The organism is Exiguobacterium sp. HSB13 (genome assembly GCF_056764755.1).
Genome location: NZ_JBUZOM010000002.1, coordinates 127,834 through 141,576, shown reverse-complemented (window position 1 = coordinate 141,576; position 13,743 = coordinate 127,834). Strand labels below are relative to the sequence as shown.

At 48.1% G+C, this 13,743-nt stretch carries 12 protein-coding genes; 9 read left to right on the top strand and 3 right to left on the bottom strand.

Going from position 1 to position 13,743, the window contains the following annotated elements; all coding sequences use genetic code 11:
* Positions 1-433 precede the first annotated feature (433 nt).
* Positions 434-2,134 (bottom strand): glycoside hydrolase family 13 protein, encoded by a 1,701-nt coding sequence (locus ACZGCQ_RS12510; protein WP_406748467.1) that lies wholly within the window; start codon positions 2,132-2,134, stop codon positions 434-436.
* Positions 2,135-2,483: 349 nt separating this feature from the next.
* On the opposite strand from ACZGCQ_RS12510, the gene ACZGCQ_RS12505 reads away from it, so the two are divergent.
* From ACZGCQ_RS12505 to ACZGCQ_RS12465, 9 genes are all read left to right on the top strand, one after another.
* On the top strand, positions 2,484-3,920 hold the full coding sequence (locus ACZGCQ_RS12505) for an NAD-dependent succinate-semialdehyde dehydrogenase (RefSeq protein ID WP_481266458.1): 1,437 nt from the start codon (positions 2,484-2,486) through the stop codon (positions 3,918-3,920).
* On the top strand, positions 3,917-5,545 hold the full coding sequence (locus tag ACZGCQ_RS12500; RefSeq protein WP_481266457.1) for an acetolactate synthase large subunit: 1,629 nt from the start codon (positions 3,917-3,919) through the stop codon (positions 5,543-5,545). Before ACZGCQ_RS12505 ends, ACZGCQ_RS12500 begins: the two co-directional genes overlap by 4 nt.
* 5 nt (positions 5,546-5,550) lie before the next feature.
* Positions 5,551-5,877, top strand: coding sequence for a bacillithiol system redox-active protein YtxJ (gene ytxJ, locus ACZGCQ_RS12495; RefSeq protein ID WP_029343222.1), 327 nt, complete (start codon positions 5,551-5,553; stop codon positions 5,875-5,877).
* A 244-nt stretch (positions 5,878-6,121) separates the two neighbouring features.
* A complete protein-coding gene (locus ACZGCQ_RS12490; RefSeq protein WP_023466811.1) occupies positions 6,122-7,657 on the top strand; it encodes a DHA2 family efflux MFS transporter permease subunit in 1,536 nt (511 codons plus the stop codon).
* Between the two features lie 119 nt (positions 7,658-7,776).
* The gene (locus tag ACZGCQ_RS12485; RefSeq protein WP_350469225.1) at positions 7,777-8,073 is read left to right on the top strand and encodes a metal-sensitive transcriptional regulator; all 297 of its coding nucleotides are present in this window, start codon (positions 7,777-7,779) and stop codon (positions 8,071-8,073) included.
* A gap of 13 nt (positions 8,074-8,086) precedes the next feature.
* Positions 8,087-10,216, top strand: coding sequence for a heavy metal translocating P-type ATPase (locus ACZGCQ_RS12480; protein ID WP_481266456.1), 2,130 nt, complete (start codon positions 8,087-8,089; stop codon positions 10,214-10,216).
* Positions 10,213-10,419 (top strand): cation transporter, encoded by a 207-nt coding sequence (locus ACZGCQ_RS12475; RefSeq protein WP_035399161.1) that lies wholly within the window; start codon positions 10,213-10,215, stop codon positions 10,417-10,419. The genes ACZGCQ_RS12480 and ACZGCQ_RS12475 overlap by 4 nt, the downstream gene beginning before the upstream one ends.
* A gap of 87 nt (positions 10,420-10,506) precedes the next feature.
* The gene (locus ACZGCQ_RS12470; RefSeq protein WP_023466807.1) at positions 10,507-10,731 is read left to right on the top strand and encodes a hypothetical protein; all 225 of its coding nucleotides are present in this window, start codon (positions 10,507-10,509) and stop codon (positions 10,729-10,731) included.
* Positions 10,732-10,902: 171 nt separating this feature from the next.
* Positions 10,903-12,204 (top strand): globin-coupled sensor protein, encoded by a 1,302-nt coding sequence (locus ACZGCQ_RS12465; protein ID WP_029343217.1) that lies wholly within the window; start codon positions 10,903-10,905, stop codon positions 12,202-12,204.
* A gap of 56 nt (positions 12,205-12,260) precedes the next feature.
* Here ACZGCQ_RS12465 and ACZGCQ_RS12460 read toward each other — a convergent pair whose 3' ends face one another.
* On the bottom strand, positions 12,261-12,869 hold the full coding sequence (locus tag ACZGCQ_RS12460; RefSeq protein WP_029343216.1) for a class F sortase: 609 nt from the start codon (positions 12,867-12,869) through the stop codon (positions 12,261-12,263).
* A complete protein-coding gene (locus tag ACZGCQ_RS12455) occupies positions 12,841-13,629 on the bottom strand; it encodes a DUF4397 domain-containing protein (RefSeq protein ID WP_481266455.1) in 789 nt (262 codons plus the stop codon). The genes ACZGCQ_RS12460 and ACZGCQ_RS12455 overlap by 29 nt, the downstream gene beginning before the upstream one ends.
* Positions 13,630-13,743 lie beyond the last annotated feature (114 nt).

The following is a 13,743-nucleotide window of genomic DNA, read 5'->3' as shown; positions in this document are numbered from 1 at the left end:
AAACGGATCCGATGTACATCGAATCCGTTCCAGATTGTAGACAAATGGACTGACTCAAAAAATGACGCACCTTTTCACGCCCTTTCCTCAGGCGAGACACAAGCCAGTTTTCCCGCTCCATTCGAGCAGGAAAACGGGTCTTGTTTGTCTCTGACAGCGCAAAATTGCGCTTTTTCCTGTAGGAGTGGCGTGTAACGTGTCATTTTCTTTATATCCGGAAGGAGAATCAGAAAAGCGTTTTGTTCACTCGACATCGCTTCCTAGGGAAAAACAAGCAAGAGCGACCCTGCAGCGAAGCGAAGCGGCGCGATGCTTGTCCAAGGAAAACGATGCGAGACGAACAAAAAAAGCGCAATCCTTCTCGTTAGAGAACAATTGCACTTATCTTCAGTCTCAAACGGATTCGATGTACTCCGAATCCGTTCAAAACATATTAGCGCACACGGTACAGACGAGCTTCGAATGGACGAAGGACGAGTTCTGTTCCTTCGTGGTGCATCGTCGGATAGTTGCCAAGCAACATATTGTCCGAGTGCAAGATGATGTCCGTATCGATTTCTGCTGTTTCGCCTTTTAAGTTCGTAACGATCAAGAACTGTTCGTCACCAAGCGTCCGTGTATACGCGTAGACTTTCGTATCTTCCGGTAAGATGAGATCGTACGCTCCGTAAATCAACGTCTCTTCCATCTTACGGATTTGGATCATTCGTTTGTAGAAGTTCAAGATCGAATCTTCATCTTGTTCTTGCGACGCGACGTTGATGTCCGCGTAGTTCGGGTTGACACCAAACCATGGAGATTGATTCGAAAAGCCACCGTTTTGCTCGTTCGTCCATTGCATTGGTGTGCGTGAGTTATCACGAGACGAGTTCCAGATGACTTCCATGATTTCCTCATGTGTCTTCCCGGAAGCGAGTTGCATCTCGTACATGTTTTTTGTCGCAACATCATCATAATCCGAGATGTCCGGGAATTGAACGTTCGTCATCCCGATCTCTTGTCCTTGATAGATGAACGGTGTGCCTTGCATGAAGAAATACATCATTGCAAGCGACTTCGCGCTCTCTTTCCAGTACTGTTCCTCGTCACCCCAAAGAGAGACCGAACGAACCTTATCATGGTTTTCGAGGTACAAGGCATTCCAACCTGTTGCTTCAAGTCCTTTTTGCCATTTTGTCAGCACTTGTTTCAGTTTGACGACGTCGACGCCTTTTTCCGCATCGGCACGCCAGAGATCCATGTGCTCGAACTGGAAGACCATGTTCATCTTGCCATTCTCTTCTCCGACCCATAGATCCGCTTCTTCCGGTGTGACGCCGTTTGCTTCTCCGACTGTCATGATATCGTATTTCGAGAACGTCTCATCTTTCAACTCTTCGAGATACGCATGGATGCCTTCGACGTTCATATGCATATCGAATGAAGGGACATACGGCATACCGAGCGGATTCGGGAGATCAGCGAATGATTGATCCTTGTTGATATGACTAATTGCATCGATTCGGAAACCATCGATGCCTTTATCGAGCCACCAGTTGATCATCGTATAGACAGCTTGACGCATGTCGCGGTTTTGCCAGTTCAAGTCTGGTTGACGACGAGAGAAGACGTGCAGGAAGTACTGCTCTGTCTTTTCATCATATTCCCATGCTGATCCACCGAAAATACTTTCCCAGTTGTTCGGTTCTCCACCATTAACGGCATCTTTCCAGATGTACCAATCGCGTTTCTCATTGTCTTTCGACGAACGTGATTCAAGGAACCACGGGTGTTCATCCGATGTGTGGTTGACGACAAGATCAAGCAAGACTTTGATGTCACGCTTATGCGCTTCTTCCATCAAGAGATCAAAGTCCGCCATCGTACCGAACTCATCCATGATGTCTTCATAATCACTGATATCATATCCATTATCATCGTTTGGCGATTTGAACATCGGACAAATCCAAAGGACATCAACGCCAAGATCCTTCAAATAATCCAATTTTGCGATGATACCCGGAATATCGCCGATTCCATCGTTGTTTGCATCGTAAAAGCTGCGTGGATAGATTTGGTAAGCAACTGCTTCTTTCCACCAAGCTCGTGTAATTGTTTGTTGGGCCGTTTCAGGGCGCGGTATCATTTGTGTCATGTGTCGTGAATCCTCTCGTAGGTCAGTCTTTAGGGTGTTGTTTTCATCAGTTATTGAACTTCTATACACATAGCGCAACCGATTGCGCAATTCCTCTACCTTCATCTTATCAAATCCACTTTTAAAGTCAATGTTTCGGGGGTGATTCCACCATTTCACATCAACGGTTGTCACTCTTCGTTCACACTGAATATTTCATATCGTTTTACATTACATTTACTGAATTATCCTACACTGTTTATCGGTCGATTTCTACCCTTTTGCATAACCTTTCCTTCCGAAAGTGAATCTTTTTTTCTTCGTTCGGGTATACCCTTACCAATGCATGTAAAAAAGGGGGATTTTCAGGATGAAGGGACAATTCTTTATTGGTGGACAATGGCTAGATCACGGACGAGAACGGACGGATGTTACGAATCCAGCAACTGGAGAAGTCGTCGGTAGTGTACCAAACGGAACAAAATCAGACGTCAACGACGCAGTAGAAGCAGCACGGAAGGCATTTCCTGATTGGTCGAAACGGACAGTCTACGAACGTGCCGAACTGCTCGAGAAGTTATATGCGAAGATGATTGAGAAAAAAGATGAACTGGCTCGCCTGATGACGCTTGAAATGGGGAAACCGCTCGCTGAATCAGAAGGTGAAGTGCAGTATGCCGCAAACTTCGTCAAATGGTTTGCAGAGGAAGGAAAACGCGCTTATGGACGTGTCATTCCGACACATGATGCTTCTAAACGACTTCAAGTCATCAAACAGCCGGTCGGTGTCGTTGCTGCAATCACACCATGGAACTTCCCGGCTGCCATGATTACCCGAAAGCTTGCTCCGGCACTCGTCGCCGGATGTACGTTTGTCATCAAACCACCAACAGCGACTCCGCTTACCGCGCTTCGTCTTCTTGAACTCTGTCAGGAAGTTGGGATTCCAGAAGGCGTCGTCAATGCCGTTACAGGCAGCGGGAAAGCACTCGGTGAATCACTCGCGACACATCCACATGTCGATAAGATCACCTTCACTGGTTCAACCGAAGTCGGACGGACGCTGATGGCTCAAGGAGCAGAGACGATCAAGGCGATGTCGCTCGAACTCGGAGGACATGCACCGATTCTCGTCTTTGATGACTGTGACCTTGATTTAGCTGTTGCTGAGACGATTAAGTCGAAATTCCGTAATGGCGGACAGACGTGTGTCTGCGGAAACCGGATTTACGTATCCGACTCGATCTATGACGCGTTCGTTGAAAAACTCGGGCAAGAGACAGCGAAGTTGAAGACCGGAAATGGTCTGGATGCTGAGACGAAGATTGGACCGATGATCAATAAAGCGGGTTACGATAAAGTCAAAAAACATGTTGATGATGCGACAGCCGCTGGTGCACGAGTCGTCACGGGCGGAACAGGAACGACGGATGAGGAGAACGATGTCTATTATTATGAAGCAACCGTTCTTGCGGACGTAAAACCCGGCATGCTGATCATGAACGAGGAGACGTTCGGACCTGTTGCTCCCGTTCAGCGTGTCAGTTCTGATGAGGAGGCGGTTCGTTACGCCAATCAGACACCATTCGGTCTCGCTTCGTACGTCTTTACAAAGGATTACGCGCGTGCCATTCGTGCAATCGAGGGGCTTGATTATGGAATCGTCGGCTGGAATGATGGCGTTCCTTCTGCTGCGCAAGCACCATTTGGTGGAATGAAACAATCCGGTCTCGGGCGCGAAGGCGGTAGCGAAGGACTTGAAGCGTATCTTGAGACGAAGTACATTTCCATCGGTGGACTAGCGTGAACGCGGCGGATTGGTTCGTCCAATGTTTAGAGGCAGAGGGCGTCACGCATATCTTCGGTGTTCCCGGTGAGGAAAACATTACATTGCTCGAATCACTCAGTCGTTCGTCGATCACGTTCATCACGACACGTCACGAAACGAACGCCGCGTTCATGGCAGCGATGTTCGGTCGCCTGAGTGGGCGACCGGGTGTCTGCCTATCAACACTTGGTCCTGGTGCGACCAATATGATGACCGGTATTGCAAGTGCGACGATGGATCACTCCCCTGTCGTCGCACTCACGGGTCAAGGCGCAACAGCACGGCAACATAAAGCGTCGCATCAAATGTTTGATCTCGTAGATCTCTATCGTCCTGTCACGAAGTCCAGTACGTCCGTGCTGTCAGCGGAGGTCATTCCGGAAATCGTTCGACGTGCCTTTGCGACAGCAAAAAGCGAAAAACTAGGGGCAACCCATATCTCTTTTCCAGAAGACATCGCAAAACAAGAACGTGATCAATCAGCGACACCTTTACAGCAGGATAGTACGCCAACGCATCTCCATTCCTTGACGATTGATGATCCCGATGCCTTACGTCTGATTGAACGAGCAAAAAGTCCCGTCATCATTGCTGGATTTGGCATCCACCGGCAGCAAGCACTTGATGCATTTCGAGCATTCGTCGAAAAGCTCCAAGCTCCTGTCGTCGAGACGATGATGGGAAAAGGAGCGATTTCTTCACACCATCCGCTCGCTGCACACACGATCGGTTTACCGGACGTCGATTACAACCAGCGGATTCTCGATGCGAGTGACCTCATTATTACGGTGGGCTACGATATTACGGAGTTACCTCCGCAAAAATGGAACCCGAAAAAGACACCAATCGTCCATTTGGATACGAATCCACACGAAATCGATGCCTATTACCCGGTCGTCGCGAACGTAGTCGGACCACTCGTCGATATGCTGACTGTATTGACTCCTTTACTTCCAGAGCGTGCGTGGAACGACTGGCAACACGATCGCGATAAATTACGCGACGAGATTCAAGAAACGTACTCGCTTGCCTTGCCTTTACATCCTCAAAGTATCGTCCGTGAACTCGAACGAACCGTCGGGGAGGATGGCATGGTCTTCTCAGACGTCGGCGCCCACAAAGTGTGGCTCGCTCGTCATTATCAAACGACACGTCCAGATCAATTATTCATTTCCAATGGATTCGCTTCGATGGGCTATGGTTTATCGAGTGCGCTCGCAGCCAAGCTGTTATATCCGGATCGGCGAATCGTCTGTGCCGCTGGAGATGGTGCCTTTTTGATGAATGGACAAGATCTTGAAACCGCCGTTCGTCTGAAGCTGCCGCTCGTCGTATTGATTTGGCGTGACGGTACCTATGGACTCATTGAATGGAAACAACAACAAGCGTTTGGGCGGTCATCCTACATCACGTTTGACAATCCAGACCTCGTTCAACTGGCTCATGCCTTCGGCGCACTCGGTCTTCGTGTCGGTGAACACGGCTCTCTCGCACATTGTCTTGACCAAGCATTTGCAAGTGATGGACCCGTTTTGATTGACTGTCCGGTCGATTACCGGGAAAATCTAAAGTTAAGTGAACGTCTCCGGACGTATGGAGGGTGATATACATGACACAACCACGTAAGCTGCAATCCATTTCTGATTTTGATCAATTTGCGTCCGAACATACCGCGTTCGTGATTTGCAAACACAGCACGACATGTCCGATTAGTGCCGCAGGCTTCTCGGAGTATACGAAGTTCGCGGATGAAACGTCTGTTCCAACGGCGTATCTTTTCGTCCAAGAAGCTCGGACGTTATCGAACCATATCGCCGAACATTACAGCGTTCGACACGAGTCACCACAAGTTTTGTTCATTCAAGACGGTAAATCGGTCTGGACAGCCTCTCATTACGACATCACAAAAGATGCACTTGAAACAAACGTCCAGTAATGCTAGCTATGAAACAAGCCTCCGGCAGTTTCAAACTGAAGACGAAGCGCAATTTTTCTTTCACGAGAAGGATTGCGCTTTTTTGTTTACTTCACTAGAAAAACGCTTTCAATCTTACATAAAAAATAAAATTATCTTTCTTAGCTATTATTATTTGTAATTCGAACTAAATCGGATTAAGATAAACTACAGATAGAACGACCGTATAGAAATCTGTACCGTTAGTTTAGTTAGGAGGATATTCATGCAACAAAGTGCAACTCACACAGCTCGAGCTCCTTACGGCATTCTCGCCGTTTTGATGATCGGGGCATTCATTGCTTTCTTAAATAATACATTGCTCAACATCGCCCTGCCTTCGATCATGAAGGATCTTGCGATTGAACCATCAACTGCTCAATGGCTGTCGACTGGTTTCATGCTCGTCAACGGTGTCTTAATTCCGACATCTGCGTTCTTGATTCAAAAATATTCGGTTCGTCGCCTCTTCTTACTCGCGATGACCCTCTTCTCGGCCGGAACGATTCTTGCCGGCTTCGCAGAAGTCTTTCCTGTGCTACTCGCAGGACGGATGATTCAAGCATCTGGTTCTGCGATCATGATGCCGTTACTGATGAACGTCATGCTCGTCAGTTTCCCGATTGAAAAACGCGGAACCGCAATGGGCTTTTTCGGATTAATCATGATGGGTGCTCCAGCAATCGGACCAACGCTATCTGGTTGGATCATCGAGCACTATGATTGGCGGATGTTGTTCCACTTCATCACACCAATCGCCTTGATCGTTCTCGTCGCTGGTTTCTTCTTACTTCGTGACGTCAAGGAACGGTCTGCCACTCGCATTGATCTTGCTTCCGTTGCACTTTCGTCACTTGGTTTCGGTGGCTTACTGTACGGATTCAGCTCAGCTGGCTCTAAGGGTTGGGACAGCTTCCACGTCTATGGAGCGTTGATCGTCGGAGTTATCGCACTCGTGACATTCATTTACCGTCAGCTCCATATGGAACGTCCGATGCTCAACTTCAAGATTTATCGTTACCCGATGTTCGCCTTGTCTTCTGCCATCTCGATGGTCGTCACGATGGCGATGTTCTCTGGGATGTTATTGCTTCCGATTTATGTCCAGACGATTCGCGGTATCTCACCACTTGATGCGGGTCTCATGCTATTACCAGGGGCGATCTTGATGGCCGTCATGTCACCAATCAACGGGAAACTGTTTGATAAGATCGGTGGACGTCCTCTTGCGTTGACTGGTTTGTTCATCACAGTCGTTACCAGTTACTACTTCAGTCAGCTTGAGATGGATACGACGTATACACATCTGATCGTCCTGTATTCGTTACGGATGTTCGGGATGTCAATGGTCATGATGCCAGTCTCGACGAATGGTTTGAACCAGTTACCAACGCGCTACTATCCACACGGAACAGCGATGAACAATACGTTGCAACAAGTATCCGGTGCGATCGGAACCGCCTTGCTCGTAACGATCATGTCGACGCATGCCAAGACGCGTGGGACAGAACTCGCGGCTGAAGCGGCGAAGAACATGACGAGTCAACCGACAGCTGAAGCGGCTGCTGCTCTGAAACAGCAGATTACGATGCAAGCGACGCTTGACGGAATCAACTATGCGTTCTTCATCTCGACGTTCATCGCTGGTCTAGCATTCGTCCTTGCCTTCTTCATTAAACGGGCGACACAAGCCGAAGATATCATCAGCGATCAACGTTCATTAAACGAAACGATCGTCAAACCACAAGTTTCCAATCAGTAAGTGCAAAAGCAGTCGCCTCTCGCGACTGCTTTTTTTATTTCTTAAGCTATATACTGGTACCCCCCACACCTATATGTTACAGTAAAGATAACAACAAAATCACCAAAGGAGGCACGACTATGACACACGATCACCCCGTCGTTCCACGAACGAATGAAGAACAAGATGCGTTGATGAAGCGATTGAAGCGCATCGAAGGACAAGTCCGCGGGATTGCTAATATGGTCACTGAAGATCGGTATTGTATCGACATTTTGACGCAAACGGCATCAATCCAAGCAGCACTAAGACAAGTCGAACTACAAATCATCGAACGCCACGTTAAGATGTGCATGCATGAAGTCGCCACCCGTCAAGATAGTACGGACGCTTACGTCGATGAATTGATGGCGGTCATCGCTCGATTGAAAAAGTAAGGAGGGTTTTCTGATGTCAAAAACGATTGAGTTTGATATTGAAGGCATGACGTGTGCCGCCTGCTCCGCCCGGATTGAAAAAGTCCTCAACCGGATGGACGGGGTTGAAGCAACGGTCAACTTGCCGCTTGAAACCGCTCGTGTCTCGATTTCTGATGCCTATGACGATCAAGCGATCATCGAAAAAATCCGAAAAATCGGCTACGGGGCAACGGTCAAACAAGCACCACACGCAACAAAATCGAATCGCCGGATGCTGTATCGCTTTATAATCGCGGCCATTCTATCGTTACCGTTGCTCGCGAGCATGCTGACGCATATTCCAAACAGTCCGTTCTACCTTCCATTCTTGATGAATCCGTGGCTACAGTTTGCTTTAGCGACACCGGTTCAATTCATCATCGGAGCGCCCTTCTATAGTGGGGCCTATAAAAGTTTACGGAGCGGTAGCGCCAACATGGACGTTCTCGTTGCACTCGGAACATCGGCAGCTTACTTTTATTCCGTTGCTGAAATGCTACTCGTCTCTGATATGCCGCATCTCTACTTTGAGACGAGTGCGATTCTGATTACACTCGTCTTGCTCGGCAAGGTCCTTGAAGACCGTGCGAAACAACAGACGACGGGAGCAATTAAAAGTCTGCTCTCCCTACAAGCAAAGGAAGCCGTCATCTTAGAGGACGGACAGGAACGAACGGTCTCCATCGATGCGATTCAAACCGGGATGATCTTACTCGTAAAACCTGGGAACAAAATTCCGACAGATGGTGTCATTCGTGCAGGCGACGCGTATCTCGATGAATCGATGTTAACCGGTGAATCTGCGCCTGTTCATAAAACGGTTGGGGCATCCGTCATTGGTGGTACGCTGAATACGAACGGATCTTTACAAGTCGAAGCGACAAAGATCGGACAAGCGACGGTTCTTTCACAAATCATTCGCGTCGTCGAACAAGCGCAGACTGAAAAAGCACCGATTCAACGACAAGCCGATCGGATTTCTGGTGTGTTCGTGCCAATCGTCGTCGCCATCGCGCTTCTGACATTAGCCGCTTGGTGGATGATCAGTGGATCCTTTGCGGAAGCGATTCGTCCTGCCATCGCGGTGCTCGTCATCGCTTGTCCATGTGCACTCGGACTTGCGACACCGACTTCGATCATGGTCGGAACCGGAAAAGGGGCAGAACGAGGTATTCTCTTTAAAGGAGGCGCTCAACTCGAAAATCTCCAACATGTCGATGCTGTCGTCTTTGATAAGACCGGAACACTGACAGTCGGTCGCCCTGTCGTCGTCGAAACGTTCGGTACGGAGACAGCGCTCGATTTCGCTGCTGCGCTTGAACGGCAATCGGAACACCCTCTTGCTCGCGCCATCACAGCAGAACGGGATGTCGTCTTTGATATCGAACGGTTCCACGTCGAATCAGGACGTGGGATCACGGGACAAATCATGGGACATGATCTCATCGTCGGATCGGCGCGAATGATGCAGGAACGAAACATCGTTCTTCCTGATTGGACATCACCTGGAGCGACTCTCGTATACGTCGCTGTCGATGGAGAAGTCGCGGCCGGATACGCCATCCGTGACGCGCTAAAAGATTCAGCGAAAGAAACGATCCAGCGTTTGCGCCAGACAAAAGAAGTATATCTCTTGACCGGTGACCGCCGGGAAGTCGCCGATCATTTAGCAACAGAACTGGGACTGGATCCAGCGTTCGTCTTTGCTGACGTTTTGCCGATTGAAAAGGCAGATGTCATTCAGTCACTTCAACAAACGAAACGTGTCGCGATGGTCGGAGACGGTATCAATGATGCCCCTGCTCTCGTAACAGCGGATGTCGGCATCGCGCTCGGTAGCGGAACGGATGTCGCTCTTGAAGCAGCCGACGTGACGTTGCTTGGACACGACTTAAAACAAGTTTTACTTGCGATCGAGCTGAGTGAGCAGACGATGAAAAACATTCGTCAAAATCTCGTCTTCGCACTTGGCTACAATACGATTGGCATTCCGGTCGCTTTTCTCGGTCTGCTTGCCCCATGGCTTGCGGGTGCCGCGATGGCATTCAGCTCTGTCTCTGTCGTGACGAATGCGTTACGATTAAAACGTACCCCACTATCTGAAGGAGGAACATCATCATGAAAGAAACAACATTATCTGTTATCGGTATGACATGCAATCACTGTAAAGCGAGTGTTGAATCCGCTCTATCTGAAGTCGAAGGTGTGCAACAGGCAACTGTCTCACTCGAACAAAACCAAGTGACCGTACAGCATGAGGATGTTCCACGTGAGCGTCTCGTCGATGCGATTGAAGAGATCGGCTATGATGTGCCGACTGCATAATTTTTTTAAGCCAAACTGCTTCTAACACGCAGTTTGGCTTTTTTATTTTTTGAAAAGCGGGAATGTACGGAGTAAGGAGGGGTTCGTATGGTACCGAAAATCGAATTCGTAGAACACTTCGACGACAACAAAGGAAAACGATTTAAAATCGAACTTTGGAATCTCGGAACCTTCACATTCAGTGCTGAGTCAGCTCGTGGACCTGTCACCCGTTTCACCTCCATTGATATTCAGTTTGTCCAAGCTTGCGTTCAACGGATGCGCTCGATTGTGGACGCCAAAAAAGCATTTCAGGAAGATCAACCGGTCTAATCCTGCATATTTTTTATTCTCCTCATGGCACTTGCCATGAGTTTTTTTGTTTCCGGTCAATGTTTTTCAATATTCTCGTCTTTTTTTCGAAAATCAGTATCACTTCGTCAAGATGAACCGATAAGAAACAGACATCAATTTATTCACATCTTGAGTATTGGAGGCAACTACGTGCGTAACCCTTTTAAAAGTAAGACTACTTCGGCTTATCAAGCTACAATCGGCTTTCCTGATTCCCGTCTCATTACAAAGACGGCAGATCCTGATCTCACATCCCGTCTCGTATACATGGGCTATACAGAAGAACAGCTACAGACACTCAAATCGATGGCGCCTGTCGTTCAAGGTATCTTAGATGAAGTCCTCGAGCAAGTGCTTGACCATCTATTATTGAATCCCGAGATGGCAACGATCGCGAAACAATCATCGACACGCGAACGACTGAAGAAAGTCTTCGCCGACTACTTTACGAGTTTGTTAACAGGAAATATGGATGAGTCGTTCCTTGCGATGCGGACACGGATGGGACAGACGCATAAACATAACTTCGTTCCCGTCACGTGGTTCATCGCTTCTTACGCAGCGTTTCAGACGTTGTTGATTCCAAAAATCGTCGAACACTATCAACATGACCCAGCCCAACTGACGACAGCTGTGCTTGCCTTGACACATGCGATGAATTTAGATGCTCAAATCGTCACGAGTCAGTACGTCGATTCTCGTCTTCATGAAGTGACAGCAGCGAACGAGTCGCGCCGTCAACTTTTGACAGATGTCGTCCGTGTCAGTCAAGAAGTTGCAAGCTCCGTCGAACACACGGATCATGCCATCATCGAGACGAGCCGCCGTGCCTCACAAGTGTTGGCAGAAACGGCTCAAACGGAGCAGACGAGTCAGCAGCTCGTCCAAATGACGATTGCCAACGAACGACAGATGCAACAGATGGAGCAACAATTCGCTCAATCGACACAACAAGTCGGTACTTCGCTTGAAAGCATCCATGAATTAAAGACGACGTCGGATGACATCGTCCAGATGACACAAAGCATCGAAGCGATCGCCAATCAGACGAACTTACTCGCGTTGAATGCTTCGATCGAAGCAGCACGTGCCGGTGAACACGGTAAAGGTTTTGCTGTCGTCGCGACGGAAGTCCGAAACCTTGCTGAAAATGCCAAGTCATTAAGTAGTAGCATCAATGGTCTGATTCAAAAGAACAATGGTAACATCACACAACTCGTTTCTCAGATGGAAGACATCACACGCGCCAACACCGCATCGCAGCAAGAATTGCAACAAGTGAAACAAGGAATTCAAACCGTTAAGAGCGAGATGGAAAACTCCCTCACCTTATTTGGACGTAACAAGGAAAACCTTGGACAAATCGTCGAGACGATCCAAGGACTCAGTAAGACGACACAAGGCTTGACGACACTGACGACGGATCTTGTCGCTGCTTCCGAAACACATTAAAAAATAGGCAATTCTTATTCTCGGTTCTGACCGAAATAAGAATTGCCTATTTTATTTTACTCGTCTTGTTCTGCTGTGACGACAAGACGCTGATCGTATCCTTTTGATTCTGAAAACGTACCAATACATGAAATAAGCGTCAGTTTATTCATGACGGTCGCACCGAAGATTGATCCAACCGGTGCTTCATCGACAGGATAGGACATGACGTTCGTCACCACGTATGATACCTGTTGTCCTGCTTTTCCCGTCACTTCAATCCGTTGCCCTTTTTTCATCTTCGCTAAATCATAAAAAACAGCGGGACCTTCTTGATCATCCAAGTGTCCGGCTAGTACGACATTTCCGGTTTGTCCGGCTTTTGCTCCGTACTTGTACCAAGCGACCTGATCGGTCTGTTTCGGAACATCCATCCGTCCTTGTTTATCCTTCCCGACGACTTCGATGTTCGCTTTCACATCGAGCGTCGGAATCGTAATACGCGTTGGTATGAACGCCTCTTCGTCCACCTTTTCAGATGGAGTGGACGAAGAAGACGTCGTTGTTTCGGTTTGTTTTGGTTTTTCCGGCTTTGTAGCATCTGGAGGTGATCCCGATTGACATCCGGCTAATACGAGTAATAGAAGAAGACTACTCTTAAGCGTTTTGTTTACGACGGACGACATACGCTGTTCCTACTAACAAGGCAGTAGCTGCTGCGACTGCCCATGGTGTAGCAGAAGCCGTATCAGATGAACCACCAAGTCCTGTTTCTGGCATTGATGCCATTTCACCACCATCTGGGATCAAGAGGACTTCAAATGCTGGTTCGCCTTCAAGTAAGCCAATTGCGAGCGCTGTATAGTTTTTGCCACTGTCGAGTTTGACTCCATCCAGTGCTTTGACGACATCCGTTGCGCCTGCAGGACGGACCTCGAGGTCATATGTGCCTGCATCGAGTGTACCGTAGTCAGAGACTTTCGAGAATTCAAGGTTACTGAAGAGTGGGTCTCCACCTTTTGGTGCGACATCAACAGCTGGTGCATCCGGTGCAAAGTGTGCGACACGGACCATTGATTTGCCGTCTTCGCCTTTACCGTTGTCTTCCATGACCGCTAGTTTGATATCAGCCAATTTGCCGATCGCTGCGACAGAGTAGAATTTACCAGCTTCGACGTTGAGTGTTTGAGAGAGCACAGGATCTTTTGTTGTTCCTGCAGCGAATACTTCTACTTTATGTTCCCCAGCTGGTAGTGTGAGGTAATCTGTGACATCTTTGAATTTCGCTCCTGATACTGCTTTTTTGCCATCGACCGCAATATCAACTGCTGGAGCATCTGGTGAAGCATGAATGACACGAACCATTGCGTCATCAGCTGCGCCTACTGGTAACACGAATAGTGCAAACAGTAACGTAGCAGTCACAAACGATAAGAGTTTCTTCATCTTTTTTCCACCTTTCTGATTGTCAAATGTACATCGCTCTCAAACCAATGTTCTTACACTCCAGAACATTTCCTTCGTGGTGATATCTTAAACTTAAGACAGTTCCGTATATGT